This window comes from Thermacetogenium phaeum DSM 12270 (assembly GCF_000305935.1).
Lineage (GTDB): Bacteria > Bacillota > DSM-12270 > Thermacetogeniales > Thermacetogeniaceae > Thermacetogenium > Thermacetogenium phaeum.
In genome coordinates, this window is record NC_018870.1 from 949,405 (window position 1) to 972,275 (window position 22,871).

The window sequence follows — 22,871 nt, forward strand, 5'->3', positions numbered from 1 at the left end:
TTGCTCCGCATGAACTCGAAGATTTGAGGCGGTCGGTCGAACCGGCCGCCTCTCACCTGTTCCATTCGTTTATCCGAGGATGGCCTTAATATCTTCTTCCGGTGTGCTGATCGGCTGGATACTGAATTGATCCTGAAGCATCTTCAATACATTGGGTGTGATGAAAGCGGGAAGGCTCGGGCCGATCCGGATGTTTTTGATGCCAAGGTGCAGCAGGGTCAGCAGGATGGCCACCGCCTTCTGTTCGAACCAGGAAAGCACCAGGCTCAGAGGCAGCTCGTTTACTCCACAGTTGAAGGCCTCAGCCAGGGCCAGAGCCACCTGGATGGCCGAGTAGGCGTTGTTGCACTGTCCCATATCCAGGAGCCGGGGGATTCCCTCGATTTCGCCCAGTTCGAGATAGTTGAAGCGGAATTTGCAGCAACCGAGGGTGATGATCACGCAGTCCTTAGGCAGCTTCCGGACGAATTCGGTGTAATAGCTCCTTGCCTGCTTGATGCCGTCGCACCCGCCAACCAGGAAGAAGTGGCGGATCTTACCCGCTTTGACTGCTGCGATCACCTTGTCGGCCAGACCGAGTACAACCTGGTGATGAAAACCGGTGACCGTTTGGGCAACCTGGTTATCCGGCAAGGGTGGGAGTGTCAGCGCCTTCTCGATTACCGGAGCGAAATTGCGGCCCTGGATGTGGATCACGCCGGGAAGATCGGCGACACCGCAAGTAAACAGGCGATCTTTGTATGATTCTCTGGGAAGAAGCACGCAGTTGGTAGTTCCCAGAATGGCACCGGAAAATTCTTCGAATTCTTTGCGCTGGTTCTGCCAGGCCGTTCCGTAATTCCCCACCAGGTGAGGGAACTTCTTCAGCTCTGGATAGGCCAGGGCCGGTAGCATCTCCCCGTGCGTATAAACATTGATGCCCTTCCCTTCAGTCTGTCTAAGGAGTTCATAGAGGTCCAGGATGTCGTGCCCTGTCACCAGAATGCCCGGCCCGGCCTTCGTTCCCACCATTACCTCGGTGGGTTCCGGTGTTCCGAAGCGTTCTGTGTGGGCCTGATCCAGCAGCTTCATGACCCGGAGGTTTATCTCCCCGGCCTTCAATAGAAGTGCCAGATGGCTTTCGAGGTTAAAGTTGACATTGGTCAGGGTTGAAAACAGGGCTTCGGCAATGAAGGCGTCAACTTGCTCGTCAGAAAATCCCAACTCCCTCGCGTGGTATGCATAAGCAGCTATTCCTTTGAGAGCAATCAACAGGGTATCCTGGAGACCGGCGAGATCCTCATTTTTCCCGCACACTCCCGACCTGGTGCACCCGGTTCCACCTGCAGTCTGTTCACACTGATAACAAAACATGCGTTTCTCCCTCCCGATCCTTTTATTAATGATTGAAAATTAAGACTATAATAGTCCACTTACGGGCGAAAAAAGCTTAAAAGTTCAATGCTTTTCTTCCACCCCCTTCGGGTCATCGCTGCCTAGCCACTGGTCGACCAGGTCTTGCAGGGTAATGTCCTTCAGAAAGGCTTCGATCTTTTGCTGCAACTGCAGCCAGTTATACTTTAAAGGGCATTCGGACGACCGGGGGCAGCCGTTGTTTTCACCCAGAAAACACTTGTTAACGGCCAGTTTTCCCTGTAATATTTCCAGCACTTCCAGCACGCTGATCTCTTGGGGTTCTTTTGCCAGAGAAAACCCGCCTTGGGCACCACGATAGGAATCTACCATGCCGGCTTTCACGAACTTTTGAAGGATTTTCTGCAAAAAATCAATCGGCACGTCCTGTTGTTCGGCGATTTCACCGGCAGTCACCATGGACTGACGATGGAGGGCCAGGTGCAATAAGGCTCTAATACCGTATTCAGTATTGCGCCTGATAATTTCCATAAAATCAACGCTCCTTTTGTGGACTATAATAGTCCATATTTGACCGTTTGTCAATAGCCAACGTTGAAAATTACTCACAATTTTTTATAGAGGATCTGCTACTTTGTTGATGATTGTGATAACGGTTGTTGTGTTCAGGTACCCTCTGGAAACGGAATATGGTGCTGCCGGGGGGGAATCAGGCATTTGAACGGCTGGGGAACAGGAGAAGGGCCATGCCGGGCGAGGTGCGCCAGGAGAAAAACTTGGTGATTCTCTCGGAATGGAGGTAGGCCAGAGACAGCCCTTTGAAAACAGAGATGCATTGATGGTTTCGCTGTTGGCACCGGGGCTACCGGGATTGTGATGGTCCCGGTAGCCCCGTTCAACTATCCACTTAACAGCGCTTCTTGCTCGGTAATTTGGCCGGGCAGCTCCGTTATATGCCGGCTCTGGTAGACGCGGTAATCGATTGCCGGGAAGATGTTGTTTTTGCTTTCCAGCCATCCCAGCCAGCCTTCATCTATCTGGTTTCTTTTGATCTCTTCATAGAGCCTGGTGAAGTTGGCGATGTGGGATTGGAAGCGCATTTTGGCGTATTCCACCATTGTTCCGGTCTTCATAATGAACGGCCAGTCGCTGCTCTGCGCCAGCAGGAGCTCCCGTGCCGCCTGATTGAGGGCGCGCCTTACCACTCCATGAGCCTCCTGGTGGGCGTTGGCCAGTTCTACCATTCGTTCCCCTGCCTTATGCAGGTGCCGCCAGATCCAGTCATTTGCTCCGTTCAGCCACACCTCATGGTAGCCTTTCCAGCCCCAGCTGGATTCGCAGGGGGTGGAGACCTGATTGCAGGGATAGATCTTCAGGTAATCCCCCGGAGTGATCATTTTTATCGTCTGCTGGTCGAAGTGAATTTTTCTTATTAAGAAGTCCAGCCACTGCGGCCCCTCGAACCACCAGTGTCCGAAGAGTTCCGCGTCATAGGGCGCCACCACCAGGGGTTTGCGGTCGAGGATCTGAGACAGCCACTCTACCTGCTTCTCTCTGTTGAACATGAAATTTCCCGCGTGGATGGCCGCCTTTTCCAGAGCCCAGCTTCTCACATAGGGTTCTTTATGGTCGGAATTCCCCGTGATCCGGTAGTATTTGATCCCGGTATGGGTGCGAATTTTTCCATCGGGCAGGTAGGGCCCGATGTAGGAGAGGTCGAGGTCGTAGCCGATGTCTCGATAGAAGTCCCGGTAGTCGAAGTCTCCGGGGTAGCCCTCTTTGGCGCTCCAGACCTGCTTGGAAGACTCCACATCCCTGCCGAAGGCGGCAACGCCGGAGGGGCAGTAGATCGGGGCGTAATTCCCGTATTTGGGGCGCGGAGAGGCGTAAAGGAGGCCGTGCGTTTCCATGATGAAGTAGTCGATTCCGTATTTCTTCAAAATCAGGTCATCCCCCGGCTTGTAACCGCACTCCGGCAGCCAGAAGCCGGCGGGGCGGCGCCCGAAAGAGCGTTCATAGAGGTCTACGGCCACAGCCACCTGAGCGTTGATGACCTCCCGCTGTCTTCCCAGTAGAGGGAAATAACCGTGAGTGGCGCCTGTTGTGATGATTTCCAGCATGCCGGCTTCCTGCAGCTTCTTAAAGGCCTCTACCAGATTCCGGCGGTATTTTTCTGTAAAGAGGTGGTGCACGCCGGAGAAGAGGTCTCTGTACATCAAAGCGGTATTGTGAAATTCCGGCTGGTGTCTGGTGCGGTGCACCTCCCGATCCGCCAGCTCCAGCATCCTTTCCAGCTGCCGCACATAGCGACTGCGCAGCAGGTCATCGTTAAACATGGAGATGAGTGTCGGAGAAAGATTCACGGTCAGCCGGAAGCCCACTCCGTCTTCTGCCAGTTTTTCGCAGGTCCGGAGGAGGGGAATGTAGGTCTCGGTGACCGCTTCGTAAAACCACTTTTCCTCCAGGAAGTATTCGTGTTCCGGATGACGCACATAGGGAAGGTGCGCGTGGAGAATTATTGCCAGATATCCCTTCGCCATATAACATTCCCTTCCAAAATAAATTTACCAGTTCAGCGGAGAACTGATATATGCCTCCCGCTTACGGGCGGCTTCTTTGTGGGCCATTTCCTTGAGAAAGCCCGGGGAACCCGGGCCGGCACCGGCAAACCTCCCGTACAACACCTTTTCGTATTCGGTGGGCAGGAGCCACTCCAAGTTAACGACCTCAGAAACATCATCGCGCGGTGTGGTTACGATGTCGGAACGGGCGATTAAAAAATAGGTTCCATCGGGCAGGACGCCCCCCAGCTCTACCAGGTAAGAATGGTTTGGCTGTCCGGTGTAGATGTACCAGTTGTTGGCAAACTTATCGATGGCGATTTCCATAGCCTGCCGGGATTCGTAGAAATAGAGGTTCGTAGCGTCATAAACCTTCAGCACAAGCCGGGCGGAATCCCAGGCCTGCGCACCGTAACGCCTCCTTATTTCATCCTTGAAGGCTTCGCCGATTTCCCAGTAAGCGAAAAGCCAGTACGGGTCGCGGGCCATGGCGACGATTCTGGTATCGCCGTAACTAAAGGGAATTTCCGGGAGTGTGACCTTTTTTTCCGCGCTTTTTTCTTCCGGAGGGGAGATCCAGTGTGATTCGGGCATCACCTCCTCCGCTGCCTCCATTGCCACCTTGTGAAGTATATTGGTGCGGGCTCCGATGCCTTTCCTGACGCCGGATCGCTTTATTTTGGCAATTTTTTTTCTGGACATCCAGACCAAACCTCCTACAAATAAGAGTGCCAAAAATAAAAGTAAAAGATCTAATAAGACCACTTGCGACTCCCTCCTTCCCTGGGTGTCACCAACTGGTACCTGTTTGGGAGATTAAATTCCTCGTCCCCGGGAACAATGAAGAAAGGGGAAACGGCTCTCTTGTATTATGTCCAAAAGCGATCTGTTTTTTTCATGGGTGTTATTTTGTAATATGAGGGGATTTTGCGGATGCCGAGGATACTGGTTTTGGGTAACGGGAACGTTCTCATTAATTTTGATGAAAAGCTGAATCTTAGAGATCTCTATTTTCCCGTTATCGGATTGGACAACCATGTAGGAGGGCCGCATTGCAGGATCGGTTTTTGGGATGAGGGTGTGTTTTCCTGGTTAGGAGAAGAATCCTGGCAGAGGAGACTGAGGTACCGGGAGGATTCCCTGGTGACGATGGCGCAGGTGGTCAACGACAGGCTGGGTTTGGAACTGTTGATCAGCGATGCCGTGCATCCCCGTTACGACCTGTTTATCCGCCGGATGCGGATCAGGAACCGGAAAAGCTGGCGACGTAAGCTGCGGATTTTTTTTTCGCACGACTTTTCTATAAGCGGTACCGAGATTGGCGACACCGCCCTTGTTGATCCGGTTTCCCGAGGTGTCTGCCATTACAAGAGGAGTATCTACCTGCTGGCCAACGGATTGGCGCAGGGTAAGGGGATTTTCCAGTATGCGACCGGACGCAAGCGCTTCGGGGGTGCCGAAGGCACCTGGCGGGATGCGGAAGACGGCTGGTTGGAAGGAAACCCCATCGACCACGGATCGGTCGACAGCACCATCAGTTTTGAGCTCTGCCTGGAGGCGAAGGAGGAGGAGAATCTCTGGTACTGGATTGCTTTGGGGGATCGCCTTCAAGTTGTCCGCCAGCTGAACAGTTTGGTGCTGGACCGGGGGCCGGAACACCTGCTACAGGAGACGGATAACTATTGGAAGAATTGGGTCAACAGGCACGATTGGAATTTCGGGGATCTTCCTGAAAAGGTGAGCAGGCTCTTCAAGCTGAGCCTTCTCATCATACGAACCCAGTGTGATAACAGGGGAGCCATCCTGGCGGCGACCGATAGCGATGTTTTAGCTACCGCCCGGGATCACTACAGCTATATCTGGCCGCGGGATGCCGCTCTGGTGGCCATGGCGCTGGACCGGGTGGGGTTTCCGGAGGTGCCGCAGAGTTTTTTCCGGTTGGCCGTGAAAATGCTTACAGAGGGCGGCTTCAACCTGCAGAGGTACAATGCCGACGGCACTCAAGGTTCGAGCTGGTATCCCCTGATCCGGGATGACGAAGAGCAGCTGCCCATCCAGGAGGATGAATCTGCGCTGATTAACTGCGCTCTCTGGTACCACTACCGACAGTACCGTGATTATGAGGCATTGGCGCCTTTCTACTGGGACCTCGTCAAAAAGATCGGGGATTTTTTAAATCAATTCCGGGATCCTGCCACCAAGCTTCCGCTCCCCAGTTATGACCTCTGGGAGGAGCGGCGGGGGATCTTCAGCTTCACCGTTGCCACCGTTTATGCCGGATTGCTCGCCGCCGCCAATTTCGGGGAACTCTTCGGGGACGGTAAGAGCGCGGCGGCCTACCGTCAGGGTGCCCGGGAGGTGCGTGAAGCAATGGAGCGTTTTCTTTATGATGGCAAAATCGGTCGTTTCCTGCGAGGTGTTTACCCACGGCGGCGCAATTCCAGAATGGAGTTGGTTCCGGACTTTACGCTGGATGCCAGTCTCTACGGATTGTTTGCCTTTGGGGCATTCTCAACAGATGACCCGCGGGTAGAAAGAACGATGACTGCGGTGGAGGAATCCCTCCGGGTAAAGACCGGGATAGGAGGGATTGCCCGCTATACAGGAGACTGGTACTTCAGGATGAGCGAAGATATCGAGAGCGTTCCGGGGAGCCCCTGGTTCATTACGACCCTCTGGCTTGCCGACTGGTATATTGCCCGTGCCAGAACCAGGGATGACCTGGCTTCTGCCCGGAAGGTTTTGGAGTGGGTGGCCGACCACGCCATGGAGAGCGGGGTGCTCTCCGAACAGATCCATCCCTACACCGGGGAGCCTTTATCTGTTGCCCCCCTTACTTGGTCACACAGCACCTTCGTCATGACGGTGGCCAATTACCTGGAAAAGCTGCAGGCGTTGTCAACACCATGACGGTGTTTTCTTTTGCACGGTTAATTTACACCCCCCTGGTGTTGTGTTAAGATTATATTGGTTCAGGCATTCTCGGGACGGGGGGAGGCCGGGATGACAGTTGTAGCCCGGGAGATCAGAATCGAAGGGGTAGTCCAGGGAGTGGGATTTCGCCCCTTTATTTTTCGTCTGGCGCACGAATACGGGATCAAGGGATGGGTCTTAAACTCATCGGAGGGTGTGACCATCTGGGCGGAGGCTTCGGAAGAGACAATTGCCGCTTTTTATCGCTCGATCCTCGAGCGCCCTCCGAAACTGGCCATGATCGTCAATCATAGGATGCGTCCCGGGGAACCGCAGGGGTTTGACCGCTTCTTCATCAAACACAGCGAAAAGAGCGACCGCAAGGATGTCATCATTTCCCCCGATGTCAGTACCTGTGAAGAATGCTATCGAGAAGTCATGGATCCGGCGGATCGACGCTACCGTTATCCCTTTACCAACTGTACCAACTGCGGCCCCCGCTTTACTATCATCATGGACGTTCCCTATGACCGGGAAAAGACCACGATGAAGGATTTCCCCATGTGCCCTGCCTGTGCCCAAGAGTTCGAAGACCCCATGTACCGGCGCTTTCACGCCCAGCCCAACTGCTGTCCGGAGTGCGGCCCCCATACATTCCTGCAGGATCCGGAGGGAAATGTCTATCCCGGGCTCGGTTGGGAATTTTTAAAAGCGGGGAAGATTGTCGCCGTTAAGGGGTTGGGAGGGTTCCATCTTGTTTGTGATGCCACCAACAGGGAGGCGGTGGCGGCTTTACGGCGGCGCAAGATCAGGGAGTACAAGCCCTTTGCCGTGATGTGCAGGGACCTGCAGGTGGCGGAGAAGTACTGCCGCATTTCCCCCGAGGAGGCCAGGCTGCTGGAGAGCCCGGCGCACCCCATAGTTATCCTGGAGCGGCGCCGCCTGGACGACCTGCCCCCGGAGATCGCTCCCGGAATCGCCACCCTCGGGGTGATGCTTCCCTATACCCCGCTGCACCACCTGCTCTTCGATAAGGGTCTGGAGATCCTCATTATGACCAGCGCTAACATCAGCGATGACCCTTTGATTATCGACAATGATGAGGCCTTGCAGAAACTGCGGGGGATTGCTGATTATTTTCTGATGCATAACCGCAGGATCTACAACCGCTGTGATGATTCGGTAGCAGCCGTTGTGGGGGGTGAAGTCCAGATCTACCGCAGGGCACGGGGTTATGTGCCGCTTCCCGTTGACCTGCCCGTTGAGCCCGCTGCGCCGATCCTGGGCTGTGGAGGGGAACTGAAGAACACCTTCTGCATGACCAAGGGAAAAAGCGCTTATTTAAGCCAGCACCTGGGGGATATCAACCACTACGGCAACTACCAGCAGTTCTTATACACCATACCCCGTTTTGAAAAAATGCTGGATGTGCGGCCGGAGGTCGTGGCCTACGACCTGCATCCGCAGTATATGGCAACCCGCTGGGCTCAGGGGCTGCAGGGGGTGCGGAAAGTAGGGGTTCAGCACCATCATGCCCATATGGCCAGCTGTCTGGCGGAAAATCTGGTGACCGCCCCTGCCCTTGGTGTGGTCTGTGACGGGACGGGCTACGGGCTGGATGGGGCGATCTGGGGATTTGAGTTCTTTGCAGGTACACCGGGGCACCTGGAACGGATGGCCCATCTCGACTACCTCCCGCTGCCCGGTGAGATTACCATCAAGCGCCCGGCGCGGATGTCCCTGGTTTATCTTTACGAACTGTTCGGTGACCGCGGGTTGGATTATGCCCGCAGGTACCTGCCGGCGCTTCCCCTGGAGGAGCAGCGGCTGCTGGTGAGACAGCTGGAGAACCGGTTTAATACCGTACCCACATCGAGCTGTGGCCGCCTCTTTGACGCAGTATCCGCCTTGCTGGGCATCTGCACCCGGGTGCAGTACGAGGGGCAGGCGGCCATCGAGATGGAGACCCTGGCAAGCAGGGACGGCTCCGGGGGGGTGTACGACTTCGAGTTCCAAACAGGAGTCAAGCCCTATAAGCTCGGTGTGAGAGGGATCTTCGAGGGAATCTTGGCCGATCTCGAACAGGGGGTTCCTGTTTCGGAGAGCGCCGGAAGGTTTCACCGCACGCTTGTCGAAATGATCGTTATGGTGGTCAAAAGGATGCGTGAGGAAACCGGGCTCAACCTGGTGGCCTTAAGCGGCGGGGTTTTTCAGAACAAACTCCTCTTTCTCCTGCTTTGCCGGAGGTTGGCGGAGGAAGGTTTTCAGGTTCTTTATCATAAAAAGGTTCCCACCAATGACGGTGGGCTTTCCTTGGGGCAAGTCTATATCGCGAGCGAGGTGATCAGAGAAGATGTGTCTTGCTATTCCGGCCAGGATTGTGAAAATTAAGGGACCGGTTGCCGAAGTGGATGTGGGGGGGAACACGAAAGAGATCAACATCGTGCTGACCCCGGAGGCCAAGGTCGGTGATTATGTGCTCCTCCATGCAGGTTATGCCATTCAGGTGATCGATGAGAAATCGGCCGAGGAGATCTTCGATGCCTGGGAGGAAGCCTATGAAGCACTCCAATAAGAAGGAATACGCCAGCTTTCTGCTCGAGCGGCTGCACCGGGAGATCGAGCGGCCTCTCACGGTGATGGAGGTCTGCGGCACCCACACCGTGGCCATCGCCCGGAGCGGCCTGCGGGATCTCCTGCCGGACAAGATGCGCCTTCTCTCCGGGCCAGGTTGCCCGGTCTGCGTCACCGATGACCTCGATCTCGACTTGGTGATCGCCCTCTCCCGGGAGAAGGATGTTATTCTGGCCACCTTTGGGGATATGATGCGCGTCCCGGGAACGGAGAGCAGCCTCCTGCAGGAGAAGAGCAGAGGCGCCGATGTGAGGATCGTCTACTCGCCTGCCGATGCCCTGCGGCTGGCTGCCGAAAACCCGAGTTCCCAGGTGGTTTTTCTCGGGGTGGGGTTCGAGACAACCGTTCCGGTTGTGGCCGCTGCCCTGGAGCAGGCGATAGAGATGGGGCTTGAGAACTTTTCAGTTTATTCCCTGCACAAACTGGTGCCTCCCGTCATGAGGGTGTTGCTGGAAGACCCGGAGGTGAAGATCGATGCCTTCTTGAACCCAGGCCATGTCTGCACCATCCTGGGAACGGGGCCATTCTCCTTCATCTCTGAGCAGTACGGCAAACCTTGTGTGGTGGCAGGGTTCGATGCCACCGACATTCTGGAGGCCCTGCTTCTCATCGTGCGCCAGTACCGGGAGGGGCGGCCTTCTGTGGAGATCCAGTACCGTCGGGCGGTGCGCCCGGAGGGGAACCCGGTGGCGGTGGACTATATCGAGAAGTACTTCCAACCCGTGGGGGCTCGCTGGCGGGGGATCGGGGAGATACCGGAAAGCGGTCTGGAACTACGGGAGGAGTACGCCCGGTACAACGCCCGGTTGCGCTTTCCGGTCACCGCGAGGCTTAGGAAGCGCAAGAAAAGGTGCGCCTGCGGGGAGGTACTGAAGGGACTGAAGCTGCCCTATGAATGCCCCCTCTTCCGGAAGGTGTGCACACCGGCGAGGCCTGTAGGGCCGTGCATGGTTTCTACGGAGGGATCCTGTGCGGCCTATTACCGTTACGGAAAGAAGAAGGCGGGTGCTTGTCCTTGAAAATACCTGGAGACGATGTTATTCAGTTGGGACATGGTAGCGGTGGGGATCTCACCAACCGGTTGGTCCGGGAGGTGTTTCAGCATACCTTTGATAACCCCATCCTGGATGAGCTGCTGGATGCGGCGGTGCTGGAGGTCGGAGGCAGCAGGCTCGCTTTTACCACCGATTCCTTTGTGGTAGACCCTATTTTCTTTCCCGGTGGGGATATCGGAAAGATCGCCGTCTGCGGTACGGTCAACGATCTGGCGGTGAGCGGGGCCGAGCCTCTCTTCTTGAGCGCTGGGTTTATCATCGAGGAGGGCTTTCCCATCCCGGATCTGCGCCGGATCGTTCGGTCCATGCGGGAAGCGGCGGAACGTGCCGGTGTCCGGGTGGTGACGGGGGACACCAAGGTCGTCGGCAGAGGGAATGCCGACAAGGTCTTTATCAATACTGCCGGGATCGGTGTAATCCCGGGAGGCAGGCGGCTTTCTCCGCGGTGCATGGAACCGGGGGATGTTGTGCTGGTAAGCGGGACGATGGGGGATCACGGACTGGCGATTCTGGCGCAACGTGAAGGGCTGTCCTTTTCCACCCCTGTGGAGAGCGATTGTGCTCCTCTCAACAGAATCACCGCTGCTGTGCTGGAGGCAGGGGGGGACGGGGTCAGATGCATGCGTGACCCTACCCGGGGCGGCCTGGCAACGACCCTGAACGAACTCGCCGGGCAGAGCGGCAGAGGGATTCTCGTCAAGGAGGAGCTGATCCCCGTGCGGCGAGAGGTGAGGGGAGCCTGCGAGATGCTGGGGATCGATCCCCTCTACCTGGCCAACGAGGGGAAGTTAATCGCAGTTGTTGCCCCTGAGAAGGCAGAGATGGTTCTAAAGGTCATGAAGAGCCTGCCAGAAGGGCGGGAAGCAGTGGAGATCGGGGAGGTGTTGTCCTCCGATGAGGGGCTGGTGCTTCTGGAGACCGAACTGGGGGCGACCCGAATCCTGACCATGCTGGAAGGTGAGCCGCTGCCGCGGATCTGCTGAAAGGTGGGGAGGAACCCTGCGTATCCGCTGAGGAGGCCGAAAAGGGTGATAACTCATAAGGAGACGTGGAGAATATTCATCGCTGATGTTGATGGATAAGCAGCTGAAAGAGAATGCTTTTTACCCATACCACCGTCCCCCCTGGGGTCTGACCGAGGTGATCGTAGTTATTGTTCTGGTTTACCTCTGCGGGATCGGCTTTGGATTCTGCAGCACCCGGTGGCTTGACCGGGTGGCCTTCTTTTTGGGGTTGGACACCAGGGCGACATTTCTTCTCATGGCGGGTTTCCTCCAGGCCGTTCTGCTGGGTGGGTTTGTTCTGGCCGTTGTCCGGCTCCGCAAAGCCTCGCCCGCAGCTTTGGGATTGAGGGGTTTTTTCTGGCATGATGTCTTCATTTACGGGGTGATGGGAGGGGTCGGAGTATTTTTCCTGGTGAGCTTGCTTATGGTCCTGATCATCTCTTTCCTTCCTCATACGCCGCCGCCGCAGCCGATCGCCGAACTCATTGCTAATACCCGTAGCTGGAGGGAGGTCCTGTTGCCTTTGCTGCTGGTGGGTGTTTTTGCGCCCTTAAGTGAGGAACTGTTTTTCCGGGGCTTTGTCTACCCGGTTTTGCGGAACCGCACCGGTGTTGCCGGGGGAATCATTCTTACCGCCTGCTTTTTCGGTGGCCTTCACTTCGATCCGATCAGGTTTCTACCCCTCTCCCTGGGCGGGGCATTCCTGACCCTCTTATGCGAAAAAACGGGATCGCTTTATCCTTCTCTGTTCGCCCACAGCATTTGGAATATCCTGATGACGGCAATAGCCTTTCTGCTGAATCAGACCCTTTGAGCTTTTCTGTACGAGGAGGTTGCTGGTGGTTTCCTCGATACGCAGCAGCGGCATTTTTAGTATAATTGTAAATAAATCGGTTGGCAGCAACCTGGGGGTTCGGTTTTTTTGAAGCGCCTTTGGCATTCTCTGGCCTTATGTTTGATCCTTTTTCTGGCAAGCTACAACCTCTGGTTCTTCGTTCTGCGGGAGGTTACCAGGGCAACCTGGAGGGAGACCCTGCTGCAGGGGGGGATGATAGTCGACGGGACGGGCAAGGAGATGTTCAGAGCGGATGTGCTGATCCGGGACGGAAGGGTCGTAGCCATAGGAAAGGGAATCAAGGCGGCACCGGGAGCCCGGGTAGTGGATGCCCGGGGATGCCTGCTCTTCCCGGGTCTCGTTCAGATTTATGATGGTTCCCTTCCGGGCCGGGAGGTGCAGGAAGCGCTTGTGGCTTCTGGGGTTACCACCATCGCCTGCACCACAGACGGTTTGCGAAGGGGTGGGGGTGAGCCCGGTCGCCCAGGGTCGATTCTCAATTACGGTGTGCTGCTGAGAGCCGCAGCTCTGCTGGAGGCGGATAATCCCCGGGAAGTGGCGGAGGAGTGCCTTGCAGAAGGATTTCTCGGTTTCGGCTTAGACCTGGATGATCCCCGTGACGCCCTGCTAGATCTACGAGATCTTCAACCACTCATGGAGGGTATTCTCCCCAGGCCGCTTTTGGTACTGCATCCGGCGGAAGAGGTTTGCTCTGATCCTCAAAGCCTGCTTGCCTTTTTGGAAAGGATATATCCTGCTGAGCTTCGGGATTCATTTGAATTATACCTGCGCCATTTTCGGCTGTGCCGGGAGCTGTCTCAGGAGGAGGCGGCAGAAGTCAGGGGGTGGCTGGAAAGGGCCGGTGTGAAGGGAGATCTCAACCCCTTTTTGTTGTGCGGTGAGCCGCGCCATACGCTGGAGGGAGCTCTGGGCCGCTTCCCCTCTGATGCCCTCCGCTTTGCGGATACCCCTCCGACACTCAGAAGCCTTCAGGGGAGGACCCTTGGGGAAGTTGCCCGGGAGCAGGGGGTATCTGTGGCGGAACTGGCTGCCGGAATAAAGAAACGCTCCGGGGGCACGGCCGTTCTGGTGGAGGTAGTGGAAACCGGGAGTGAAATGGCCTTTTCTTCTGAACCCTATTTCTGCTGGCAATCCCCTCCGGGGTTTTTCTTGGGGGTCGACGTTGATGTGCCCGTATACCTGGATCTGCTCGTGGACGAGAGGCTTTCCGGTTCTCTTGAGGAGAGGGTGCGGCGTCTGACCTCCCTTCCGGCAGAATTGCTGGGGATCAGGGGCAGAGGGAGCATCACTCCCGGCACTTACGCCGACCTTCTGATCGTGAGAAGAACCGGAAAAGGATTCTCTCTCAGATCCGTCTTTGTCAACGGGCAGCCGGTGCTGTTGGAGGGCAAAAGAACGGGATTCTGTCCGGGTAAAATGATTTTCCGGGAGCGGGCAGGTATTCCCTCATCAGGGGAGAATTCTTAGCACGGGGGTAGATGCTAGTTGCCCTCAGATAGAGGTCTGCTGTTATCAGAGCTGGAAGAGCTGAACAGGCATTTGCGGAGGCGCTACCGGGCAGGAGGTACCATCCTGGAGAGGAGGGGGCGTGCCCGGGAACGGGGGGTTTTTGCCAGTCTGCGCCGCCTTTCCGGAAAGGAGATCCGGGATTTTTTTCAGGAGAGGACGCTCGGCGGTGTGGATGGATCCCTCGTTACCACCGGAGCCAGCTATCCCTATGTGGTGACCCTTTTCCGGGCACTGGCGCGGACAACCGGTAACGGCGGAGGGCGCCGGATCTGGGCTGAGGAACTCTTCTCTCCCCTTCTTCCCAGGTTTCAGGAAAGCCTCCAGGCAAAACTGGAGCAGGGATTGGGCGCCGAAGAGGCTATGGCCCACCTGCGCTGGGGGATCCTGGCGCAGCTCGAGGCAAGGGTCTGTGCAGAAGCATTGGCCAAAGAACGCCCGCGCCTTATGCTCCTGGACGGCGGTTTTGCCCGCCTGGAGAAGCATGCTCCGCAGATGTGGGGGAGCTTGAAGGCAGCCGCCCTCGACCGGGATGTGGTGATTTTGGGGGTCACCGAGGAGATCGCCTCTCGTTCCCTGGCCAAGGCTCTGTGGGGGGACGGCCTCTTGGCGGAAGCCGCCGCCGACAGGGAGGTGCTCTTCGGCCTGCTGCAGCCGGGGGAGACCTACCTGCTTGAGGAGGAAGGTACGGGGGAGAAGGGGAGGATTTACGTGCGTTTTGCCGGGCATCCCCAGGTTGTTGCTGTGGACTACCTGACAGCTCAAGAGAAAGAACTAGCACAGGCCTTGAACTTTTTGTATACAATTACACCCGCTCACGGAAGGGGGTTTCCCCTCTGGCTGGATGTGGTGGACAACGAGGTGCGTCTGACAGGGGAATACGTGGAGGCGCTGCTTGCGGCTTCACTAGAACCGGCCATGGCCGAGGTGTTCCTGCGCCCTCTGCGGGCAAACAGAGAGCTGTAGGCATCGGGCACGGAAAGAATATCCAGACGGGGAGACGGTCTCCGGAGAATGAGCATAATCTGTGCAAGCGCCTGGCAGGAGTTGGGAACGTCCCAAACGAGGAGAAGCTGGCGACAGCCGGGATAAACAGGAGACGGTAGGGGGTAATAAGTGCATGCAAGTGGTTGGGGTAACCACACAGCAGTATGTCTATGTTGCCTCCCGGGAGCGGAGGTTCCGGATTGGGGAGATCCTGATCATCGATGACCCGGAACTCCGCCCGCGGGGTGAGGTGGTGGAGACAAAATCTTTTAATAGATTTCTGCCTCTCACCATGGAGCGCAGCCCCCTCATCGATCCCGATGTCTGGGAGGGGTTGGAGCAGGTGGGATTTCGCCTGGGTGAGGAGACCATTCACCTGGCGAAAGTGCGCATTTTGAGCGACATTCCTTACCCTGTGGCGGTAGGAGCCGGGGCGCGCCTTCCCTCATTTTCAGAGGTTTCCGATCTGCTGCTCTCCTGTGAGCCGGACGCCGGGCTGGTGCTCGGTGTCATCCTGGGAACCGAGGAGTTGCAGGACGGTCTGCCGGAGGAGCTCCGGGAACGGGCACCCCTTTTCGTCAAGGGTGAGGGGGTTCTGCCGCAGCGCGGGGTGCCCTTTGTTTTCGATCACCGGGCGATGCAGGAATACCCCCATATCGGGATTTTTGGGGGTTCGGGGTCCGGAAAGTCCTTCGGGATGCGGGTGATTCTGGAGGAGCTGCTGGAAAAGAGGATTCCTGCTTTGGTTTTTGATCCCCACTATGAAATGAGCTTTACCACTCCCTTTGAAGGGATGAGCAAGGATGCCGCCGACAGGTACATCCTCCGGACGGAGGTGCTCACCGTCGGCAGGGATACGGGGGTGAACTTCGAGGACCTGACCGGCAATGAGCTTGCTTCCCTCCTGGCGGCGGCAGGGGGGAACTTTACGGAAGGGATGGATAACGCCTTAAAGACCATTCACCAGGAGAAGGACTCCCTGCTGAGTTTTACCCAGAAGCTGGATGACTGTATCGGGCTGGTTGAAAAGGAGGAGGAGACCAGGGAGAGGATCCGCAAGAGGTATGGGGAGGGCTCTGCTTACGAGAGGAAGATCGAGAATATGGCCCGCCAGGCGGGACACCCCAGCAGTCTGAGGGGGATCCGCTGGCGGCTCTACCGCCTGGAGAGGGAAGGGATTTTCCGGCAGGATATTTCACCCATTACCGATGCACTGCAGCGCAGGTGCCTCACGGTCATCAGGGGCCCCATCTGGCTTCTGACCGTTTTCAGCGCTTATCTCGTCCGCAAACTATACCGGATGCGCCGCAATTACATCGATGCCCTTCAGCGCTGTGAACCCCTGGGTGACAAGTTCCCGCCCTTTTTCATAGTGACCGATGAGGCCCATAACTTTGCCCCCCGGGGGATCGAGTTCGCAGCACCGGCGCGGGGGGTCTTCCGGGAAGTAGCCCAGGAAGGCAGAAAATATGGGGTTTTCCTGATCCTTGCCACCCAGCGCCCTGCCCTGCTCGATGAAACCATTACCGCCCAGCTCAACACCAAGATCATCTTTCGCACAGTCAGGGCGCACGACATCCGGGTGATCCAGGAGGAAACCGATATCTCCGGGGAGGAAGCGGGGAGGCTTCCCTATCTCCCTTCCGGTACCGCCTTTATTTCTTCGGCCATCGTTGGGAGGACGGTTGCGGTCAGAATCCGCTGCGCCCGGACCCAGGCTCCGCGATCCGTCAACCCCTTTACCGAACTGGAAAATGATTTTGGAGGGGTTGATGAGAGGCTCTGGAGCGCTCTCCGCAGGCTCCTTCCCTTAGACGCCGGGCAGGTGAACCTTTACCTCCCCGACCTCGAGGAGGCGCTGGGCAGGCCGGTTACCTTCGATGAAGTCTTGCGGTGGCTTGAGGATCTGGCGGCTGCCGGGATGCTGGAAAGGGTGGAGGGCCCCTTTGGGCCCACCTTCAGAGAGCCATCTGAGGAGGGGTGACTGCTTGCCCGGTCACCCCGCACTTGACAGCCGATCTTGACGGGTTGGGGACGGAGCCGTGACGGCCGATCCCTTGACTCAAGGGGAGAAGAAGGATGCGTTTTCTTTTTTTTACGGATGATCACAAGCGCGGTACCACTCCTGAAAACAGGAAGGACAACTTTCCTGCTGCCCTTGAGCGAAAGCTCAGAGAGGTGGTGCAGATCGCCCGTGAGCGGGATGTGGACTATGTGCTGCACGGGGGTGATTTTTTCGATGTGCCTGCCCCCGCTCTCAGTGTTTGCGCCGATTTCCTGGAGATCTTCCAGCAGTTTCCCGTACCTGTTTTCACGATTCCGGGCAACCACGACCTCTTTGGACACAACAGTGAAACCCTGCCCCGGACCATGCTGGGGTTTGCCGCCCGGCTGGGTATCGTGCGTTTGTTAGAGAGAGACCCGGTTTATCTGGAGAAAAACGGCCTCAGGGTGCAGTTGACCGGACAGGGCTATCATGTTGATATGGACCGGCGCGATCCCCGCCTGGATTACACCGTTAAAAAGAAGGACTGCGACTATGCCATTCATGTGGTACACGGGATGCTCCTGGAGAGGGCGATTTTCCCCGGGGCGTTCTATACCCTGATCGAGCAGGTCTGGGATACGGAGGCCGATTTCACCCTTGTCGGCCACAACCACCTGGGGTTCAAGGCCACCGAAAGGGATGGGAAGTACTTCTTAAATCCCGGAGCGCTGGCGCGCCTCTCTAACCACCCGGCGGAGATGAAGAGGCCGGTACAGGTGGTTATCATTGACCTCGGCGGCAGCCGCCCGGCCTATGAAACCGTTCGGCTCAAGAGCGCCGCTCCCGGGGAAGATGTTCTCGACCGGACGCGCCTGGAAGAGAGCGCCTTCAGGGAGCAGAGGCTGGCGGGCTACCTGGCCGAGGTTAAGGCGGCGGGGTCGTACCGACGCACCGATGTCCGTGCCCTGCTGGAGGAGATCGCCCGTTCGGAAAAACTGCCTCCGAAGGTGATCCAGGAGGCTCTGAAGCGGATTGCCCAGGCCGAGGAGGCGCTGATGCAGGGGGAGGACGGGGTATGAGTTACATCAAGAAGCTGGTGGTGGATAATTTCCAGTCTCACGAGCATACGGAAGTCGAGTTCGGCCCCGGTTTAAATGTCATCGTGGGGCCCTCCGACCACGGCAAGAGCGCCCTTGTCAGGGCCTTGCGCTGGCTTTTTTATAATGAACCGCGGGGGACCGGCTTCATCAGGGTGGGAGCCCAGCTATGCCGGGTACGGGTGGTGATGGATGACGGTACTGTGGTGACCCGGCTGCGGACCACCTCCGGCAAGAATCAGTACCTGCTGCAGAAGCCGGGAGAAGAGGAGGTGGTTTTTGAAGGGTTCGGAAGCGAGGTCCCGGCCGAGGTCATCAAGACGACGGGCGTCCGGAAGATCCTGGTGGATGAGCACAGCAAAGCGGAGCTGAACCTGGGCGGACAGCTTGACGGCCCCTTTCTCCTGGCAGAGAACGGGGCGGTCAGGGCCAAGGTGATCGGGCAATTGGGCGGTGTACACCTGCTGGACTGGGCGCAGCGTTCGGTGAACACGGAACTGCGGCGCCTGCGCGATGAGGAAAACCGTATCGGAGAAAGGCTGGAAAATCTGGTGGAAGCCCTTCGCGCTTATGAGCACCTACCCGTACTGCAAGACAGAATTGAACGGTGCGCAGATCTTTTGCGGCAGGCTGAGGAAAAAGAGCGCGCGATCGGCGAACTGCTTGCCCTCCGGAGGGAATGGGAGGAGAACTCCGCTGCTCTGGCGGAGACGGAGCGCACCCTGTCGGAGCTGGCCGGTTGCGAAGAGGCGGAGGAGAGGGTGCGGTACCTGGAGGGGATCGGCCGTAAATACCGGGAAATGACGGCCCTTCTGCAGGAGATGAGACTGGTGGAGAACCGGCTTAAGCAGGCGGAGCAGGTGATCACCGGTTCCGGACGGGTTCCCGCCGCCGAGGACCTGCTCGTTAAGGCTGCCGACCTTTACAAAGAGTGGAGTGAGCTCAGCCAGACCTCCGGCGAGTTGGCGAGGGTGACGGCTCTGCTGAACAGGATTGCGCTGATCGCCGGCAGAACCGGGGAGCTGGGGGTGGGAGAGGCACGCCTGTCCGGTGCGGAAGAGGTGCTCCGCACGCTCACCTCCTGCAGGGAAGTGCTGCGGGAGTGGCGGGAACATGAAAAGGCCTACCGGGGAGTCTGCTTGGCTGCGGAGCGCTATCAGAAGGAGATAGAGCAGCAACTGAAGGCGTTCCGCGATCTCCTGATGGAGCTGGGGAGGTGCCCGGTGTGCCTGGGGGAATTGGATCGGGAAGCCATAAAGCGGGTGCTTGATGAGTATCGATAAGGGGGGAATGAGGTTGGCGGATCAGAACGAACAGATCCAGTACGAAAAGAGGATCAATCACTTAAAAGAGGCCCTGCGCCGCTCCCGGGATCTCAGGGAGCGTGCCCTCAGCCAGAAGGAGCTGCTGGAGCAGCAGCGGGAAAAGCTTTACCAGAAGGCAGCTGAGTACGGGGTGAAGCCGGAGGAGTTGGAGGGGAAGATCGCCGCTCTCAAGGAAGAAATGGATAGGTTGCTGGAGGAGGCGGGAAAGATGATTCCCTGGGACCTTTTAGAAAAGGAGCGCTCCCGGTGAAGCAGGATCTTAATGCCCTAAAAAAGGCCCTTGAAGAGCTGAAGGCCGTTTATCACAGACAGAGGGGGGAACAGGCGAAGATCCTTGAAGAGGAAAAGGTTCAGCGGGAACGCCTGGCTCAGGTTAAGGATGAGGGGGAATGCTTAGAACAGGTGCGCCTCCTGCTGCTGGAGGCGGCCCGGCACGCCCGGGAGCAGGGGCGCCGCCAGGTGGAGTACCTGGTCTCCCAGGCGCTTCAATTCGTCTTCGGTGGGGATGTGGAATTTAAGGTTGAGGTGGAAGAGAAACGGGATCGTCCGGAGGCAGAGTTCTATGTTTGCTCTACCTACGGCGGTAACTACCGGGTGGAAACTCCCCCCCAGGACGCCAGAGGAGGCGGTGTCGTCGATGTAATCTCTTTGGCCCTGCGCCTTGCCCTCTTGCATGCCTTCCGGCCTCCGGTGGGAGGACCCGCCGTTTTAGATGAGCCGGGGAAACATGTGTCTGAGGAGTATGCTCCCCAGCTCGCCCGCTTCTTGAAGAGCTTCAGTCAGAGTCTGGGGCGTCAGGTGATCATGGTATCCCACAACCAGCATCTGGCGGATACGGCGGATATTGCCTACCTGGTGGAGATGCAGCATGGCGCCAGCAGAGTCAGGCGCATTCGCTAAAGGTCCTTTCTTCCTACAAATCGGTAAGGCTCGAGATTTTGTATTGCTAGACAGGAGGTATTGATCGTGACAATATGGCAGGCGGTAGTGCTAGGACTGGTGCAGGGTTTGGGGGAGTTCCTCCCTATTTCCAGTTCGGCGCATCTGGTGCTGGTGCCCTGGCTTTTTCGGTGGCCTGACCCGGGTTTGGCCTTCGATGTCGCCCTACACCTGGGAACCCTGGTGGCGGTGGTGGCTTATTTCTGGCGTGACTGGCTGAAGCTGTTTCTCGGTGCCTGTAAGGGTTTCCGGACGAAAGAGGGACGCCTCTTCTGGTATTTGGTTCTGGCTTCTCTCCCGGGAGCGGCAGCGGGTTATCTTCTGGAAGACTATGCGGAAACGGTTTTCCGGACTCCGGCGCTGATCGCGGTGATGCTGATCCTGATGGGCATGGTCCTTTACCTGGCCGACCGGAAGGGGAAGAAGAAGACAGATATCGGCCGTGTTACTCTCTGGCAGAGCCTGCTGATCGGCATTTCGCAGGCCCTGGCCATAATCCCCGGCGTCTCCCGTTCGGGCATTACCATGACGACAGGCCTTATCACGGGACTGACGAGAGAAGGGGCTGCCCGCTTTTCCTTTCTTCTGTCGGCGCCGATCATCTTCGGCGCGGGCGTTGTCAAGATGCCGGAACTCTTGACCCAGCCGGGGATGATTGACGCTCCCTTCCTGGTGGGGGTACTCGTCTCCGCTCTCTCCGGCGTCGCCAGCATCGGATTTCTCCTGCGTTATGTTCAGACGAAAGATTACCTTCCCTTTGTCTGGTATCGTTTTCTCCTGGGAGCCGTTGTGCTGCTGGTTGCTCTGTTGCGGTGACCGGTTTGCTCCCGGCAGGTACCTTGGCCGCTCCCGTTGGGGGAAGAGAGGTCTCCTCTCATGGGGACATTTTCGGGAGCACTATTAGATTGTGACAATATCACAAAATGATTACACGAAACCAGCCTGGGGAATTGAAGCGGCGGATAAGCGAGGTTTAAAATCGAGATAGGCCAAACCAAAACCTGAGATATGAGCCCCGTCCAATTCCGGCAACAGTATGCATCCTCTATAAACCAGTAGGCCATGTAAAATTTCAGTAGGTAAAAGAAGGGGATCGGCTTCTTAAAAAGAAAAGAGACCTCGGCACCCAAAATCTATCACCCCAAAAAGGAGTGTGAGGTCTCATGTTGGATATTCGCCACATAGTGGGGGCAGTCCTTCTTTTTGTCAAAGGTTTAGTCAAATTAATTGGAGAGTGCGAAGACTTTTCTGAGCTTGAGAAAGGAGTTCACGAACTCTGCCAGGACGTGTGTAACCAGATTTTCACCTGGGCATTAGAAAAGATCGATACCCGTCTGATGAATGAACGAGACCGAAGCATCTGGGAGGTGGTCGGTTTTCGGACAAAAACAGCCATCAGCACCTTTGGGGAATTTTCCTTAAAAAGGCGGCTGTACAGGAACAAAGAAACCGGGGAAACCAAATTCTTTTTAGACGAACTGCTGGGCTGGCCGGAGCGGGCCAGGGTTACTCCTTACCTAAAAGAGTTGGCAATCAAACTAAGCACCGAACTTTCCTTTGGCCGGGCAGCGGAGATATTGAGTTATCTTGTACCTAAATTAAGCACCATGACCATCTGGCATATCACCCAAGAAGCAGGCGAAATACTGCAGCAAGAAGGGGAAGAGAAGAGAGCGGCGGTATTTGAAGACGGAGAAGCACCAAGTGGGAAAGAAGTGGTTCGGGAGTTGCATATTGAAGGTGACGGAGTGATAGTCAATCTGCAACGGGAAAAAGAGAAGCGAGGAGAAATCAAACACATAGTAACCTACGAAGGGAAGAAACAAGTTAGCCGGAACCGCTTTGCCCTGCAAAACAAGCTTGTTGTAAGCACCCTAAGTGAAGGACAAGTGGCCTGGGAAGAGAGCTATGCTCGGGCTGGGGGGAAATGGGATTTAGAACAGATCAAAGAGATCTACATAGGTGGCGATGGAGCAAAATGGATCAAAGAGGGGCTGGAATACTTCCCTGGTGCCGTATACTGCTTAGACCCATACCATCTAAACAGGCATTTAACCGAAGCCCTTTGGTATGACGAAGAAACCTTTCAGAAAGTAGGCGCAGCCATCTCTCATAGCAACTGGCAGGAAACCCAAGCAATACTCACAGAAGCAATCAAAAAAACCAGAGGCAACCGGAAAAAGAGGCTCATCAAGCTATTGCATTATCTTGAAGAGAACTGGACGGGGATTATTAACTCGGCAGGAGCAAAACGTTTAGGAACCATCGAAGGGCAGATTCAGCACAACGTAGCACGGCGGATGAAACGCCTGGGGGCCAAGTGGACCACAACCGGAGGAGACCGGATGGCCCGGCTTCTGGCTGCCAAAGCAAACGGAGAGCTTAGCAATTATGCTTCGCGCTGGCCAGTGGAACATGGAAAGCTGAAGGAGATAGCGCAGATAAAACCGGTAGAAAAGTCGGTAGAAAAACAAAAAGCCGGAGAAATAGGGGAATGGCTGCAGGCGACAATACCGGCATTAAAAGGGCCTTTTGCGGATCGTCCCTGGATAAAACATGTTTTACGGGAACTGACCCGGCCGGAATTTGCTGCTCTTATTTGCTAACCGGTTTCCCGAGTAGCACTGATAGCTTGGCCTCTACATGTGTTAAAT

Annotated in this window: 19 protein-coding genes; 15 read left to right on the top strand and 4 right to left on the bottom strand. The window is 56.5% G+C overall.

Annotation, left to right across the window (positions count from 1 at the left end; all coding sequences use genetic code 11):
* Nucleotides 1–69: 69 nt before the first annotated feature.
* The 4 genes from hcp to TPH_RS04590 all read right to left on the bottom strand — a co-directional run bounded on the left by hcp (nucleotide 70) and on the right by TPH_RS04590 (nucleotide 4,616).
* The gene (gene hcp, locus TPH_RS04575) at nucleotides 70–1,353 is read right to left on the bottom strand and encodes a hydroxylamine reductase (protein WP_015050024.1); all 1,284 of its coding nucleotides are present in this window, start codon (nucleotides 1,351–1,353) and stop codon (nucleotides 70–72) included.
* A gap of 84 nt (nucleotides 1,354–1,437) precedes the next feature.
* Complete coding sequence (locus TPH_RS04580; RefSeq protein WP_015050025.1) at nucleotides 1,438–1,884, bottom strand: RrF2 family transcriptional regulator; 447 nt, start codon at nucleotides 1,882–1,884, stop codon at nucleotides 1,438–1,440.
* Nucleotides 1,885–2,252: 368 nt separating this feature from the next.
* Entirely contained in the window at nucleotides 2,253–3,893 is a 1,641-nt protein-coding gene (locus TPH_RS04585) for a glycoside hydrolase family 57 protein (protein WP_015050026.1), read from the bottom strand.
* 24 nt (nucleotides 3,894–3,917) lie between these two features.
* On the bottom strand, nucleotides 3,918–4,616 hold the full coding sequence (locus TPH_RS04590) for a DUF4912 domain-containing protein (RefSeq protein WP_148275844.1): 699 nt from the start codon (nucleotides 4,614–4,616) through the stop codon (nucleotides 3,918–3,920).
* A 231-nt stretch (nucleotides 4,617–4,847) separates the two neighbouring features.
* Here TPH_RS04590 and TPH_RS04595 point away from each other — a divergent pair, with 231 nt between their 5' ends.
* The 15 genes from TPH_RS04595 to TPH_RS04665 all read left to right on the top strand — a co-directional run bounded on the left by TPH_RS04595 (nucleotide 4,848) and on the right by TPH_RS04665 (nucleotide 22,823).
* Entirely contained in the window at nucleotides 4,848–6,824 is a 1,977-nt protein-coding gene (locus TPH_RS04595; RefSeq protein WP_028991070.1) for a glycoside hydrolase family 15 protein, read from the top strand.
* Nucleotides 6,825–6,917: 93 nt separating this feature from the next.
* Nucleotides 6,918–9,218 (top strand): carbamoyltransferase HypF, encoded by a 2,301-nt coding sequence (hypF, locus tag TPH_RS04600; protein WP_015050029.1) that lies wholly within the window; start codon nucleotides 6,918–6,920, stop codon nucleotides 9,216–9,218.
* Nucleotides 9,208–9,402 carry a HypC/HybG/HupF family hydrogenase formation chaperone gene (locus TPH_RS04605; RefSeq protein WP_236608823.1) on the top strand — a complete coding sequence of 65 codons (195 nt, stop codon included), beginning with the start codon at nucleotides 9,208–9,210 and terminating at the stop codon, nucleotides 9,400–9,402. Before hypF ends, TPH_RS04605 begins: the two co-directional genes overlap by 11 nt.
* The gene (hypD, locus tag TPH_RS04610; protein ID WP_015050031.1) at nucleotides 9,386–10,480 is read left to right on the top strand and encodes a hydrogenase formation protein HypD; all 1,095 of its coding nucleotides are present in this window, start codon (nucleotides 9,386–9,388) and stop codon (nucleotides 10,478–10,480) included. The genes TPH_RS04605 and hypD overlap by 17 nt, the downstream gene beginning before the upstream one ends.
* Entirely contained in the window at nucleotides 10,477–11,499 is a 1,023-nt protein-coding gene (gene hypE, locus TPH_RS04615; RefSeq protein WP_015050032.1) for a hydrogenase expression/formation protein HypE, read from the top strand. The genes hypD and hypE overlap by 4 nt, the downstream gene beginning before the upstream one ends.
* Before the next feature lie 85 nt (nucleotides 11,500–11,584).
* Nucleotides 11,585–12,334: a CPBP family intramembrane glutamic endopeptidase gene (locus tag TPH_RS04620; protein WP_015050033.1), complete on the top strand. Its 750-nt coding sequence runs from the start codon at nucleotides 11,585–11,587 to the stop codon at nucleotides 12,332–12,334.
* A gap of 108 nt (nucleotides 12,335–12,442) precedes the next feature.
* Nucleotides 12,443–13,843 (top strand): amidohydrolase family protein, encoded by a 1,401-nt coding sequence (locus tag TPH_RS04625; RefSeq protein WP_015050034.1) that lies wholly within the window; start codon nucleotides 12,443–12,445, stop codon nucleotides 13,841–13,843.
* Between the two features lie 18 nt (nucleotides 13,844–13,861).
* Entirely contained in the window at nucleotides 13,862–14,848 is a 987-nt protein-coding gene (locus tag TPH_RS04630) for a DNA double-strand break repair nuclease NurA (protein WP_015050035.1), read from the top strand.
* Between the two features lie 154 nt (nucleotides 14,849–15,002).
* Nucleotides 15,003–16,853, top strand: coding sequence for an ATP-binding protein (locus TPH_RS04635; protein ID WP_015050036.1), 1,851 nt, complete (start codon nucleotides 15,003–15,005; stop codon nucleotides 16,851–16,853).
* Nucleotides 16,854–16,948: 95 nt separating this feature from the next.
* The gene (locus tag TPH_RS04640) at nucleotides 16,949–17,935 is read left to right on the top strand and encodes a metallophosphoesterase family protein (RefSeq protein WP_015050037.1); all 987 of its coding nucleotides are present in this window, start codon (nucleotides 16,949–16,951) and stop codon (nucleotides 17,933–17,935) included.
* Nucleotides 17,932–19,236, top strand: a complete 1,305-nt coding sequence (locus tag TPH_RS04645; protein ID WP_015050038.1) for an AAA family ATPase — start codon at nucleotides 17,932–17,934, stop codon at nucleotides 19,234–19,236. Before TPH_RS04640 ends, TPH_RS04645 begins: the two co-directional genes overlap by 4 nt.
* Nucleotides 19,223–19,528 (top strand): hypothetical protein, encoded by a 306-nt coding sequence (locus TPH_RS04650; protein WP_148275846.1) that lies wholly within the window; start codon nucleotides 19,223–19,225, stop codon nucleotides 19,526–19,528. The genes TPH_RS04645 and TPH_RS04650 overlap by 14 nt, the downstream gene beginning before the upstream one ends.
* Nucleotides 19,525–20,178 carry a P-loop NTPase family protein gene (locus TPH_RS04655; RefSeq protein ID WP_015050040.1) on the top strand — a complete coding sequence of 218 codons (654 nt, stop codon included), beginning with the start codon at nucleotides 19,525–19,527 and terminating at the stop codon, nucleotides 20,176–20,178. Before TPH_RS04650 ends, TPH_RS04655 begins: the two co-directional genes overlap by 4 nt.
* A gap of 66 nt (nucleotides 20,179–20,244) precedes the next feature.
* Nucleotides 20,245–21,033 (top strand): undecaprenyl-diphosphatase UppP, encoded by a 789-nt coding sequence (gene uppP / locus TPH_RS04660; RefSeq protein WP_015050041.1) that lies wholly within the window; start codon nucleotides 20,245–20,247, stop codon nucleotides 21,031–21,033.
* A 347-nt stretch (nucleotides 21,034–21,380) separates the two neighbouring features.
* Nucleotides 21,381–22,823 carry an ISLre2-like element ISTph1 family transposase gene (locus TPH_RS04665; protein WP_015050042.1) on the top strand — a complete coding sequence of 481 codons (1,443 nt, stop codon included), beginning with the start codon at nucleotides 21,381–21,383 and terminating at the stop codon, nucleotides 22,821–22,823.
* Nucleotides 22,824–22,871: the final 48 nt, after the last annotated feature.

Excerpts from the sequence above, each read along its gene's own strand:
- TPH_RS04620 (WP_015050033.1), top strand. The coding sequence starts at position 11,585 with ATGTTGATGGATAAGCAGCTGAAAGAGAATGCTTTTTACCCATACCAC.
- TPH_RS04640 (WP_015050037.1), top strand. The coding sequence starts at position 16,949 with ATGCGTTTTCTTTTTTTTACGGATGATCACAAGCGCGGTACCACTCCT.
- TPH_RS04635 (WP_015050036.1), top strand. The coding sequence starts at position 15,003 with ATGCAAGTGGTTGGGGTAACCACACAGCAGTATGTCTATGTTGCCTCC.
- TPH_RS04580 (WP_015050025.1), bottom strand. The coding sequence starts at position 1,884 with ATGGAAATTATCAGGCGCAATACTGAATACGGTATTAGAGCCTTATTG.
- hcp (WP_015050024.1), bottom strand. The coding sequence starts at position 1,353 with ATGTTTTGTTATCAGTGTGAACAGACTGCAGGTGGAACCGGGTGCACC.
- TPH_RS04595 (WP_028991070.1), top strand. The coding sequence starts at position 4,848 with ATGCCGAGGATACTGGTTTTGGGTAACGGGAACGTTCTCATTAATTTT.
- TPH_RS04585 (WP_015050026.1), bottom strand. The coding sequence starts at position 3,893 with ATGGCGAAGGGATATCTGGCAATAATTCTCCACGCGCACCTTCCCTAT.
- TPH_RS04645 (WP_015050038.1), top strand. The coding sequence starts at position 17,932 with ATGAGTTACATCAAGAAGCTGGTGGTGGATAATTTCCAGTCTCACGAG.
- TPH_RS04650 (WP_148275846.1), top strand. The coding sequence starts at position 19,223 with ATGAGTATCGATAAGGGGGGAATGAGGTTGGCGGATCAGAACGAACAG.
- TPH_RS04590 (WP_148275844.1), bottom strand. The coding sequence starts at position 4,616 with ATGTCCAGAAAAAAAATTGCCAAAATAAAGCGATCCGGCGTCAGGAAA.
- TPH_RS04665 (WP_015050042.1), top strand. The coding sequence starts at position 21,381 with ATGTTGGATATTCGCCACATAGTGGGGGCAGTCCTTCTTTTTGTCAAA.
- hypD (WP_015050031.1), top strand. The coding sequence starts at position 9,386 with ATGAAGCACTCCAATAAGAAGGAATACGCCAGCTTTCTGCTCGAGCGG.
- hypF (WP_015050029.1), top strand. The coding sequence starts at position 6,918 with ATGACAGTTGTAGCCCGGGAGATCAGAATCGAAGGGGTAGTCCAGGGA.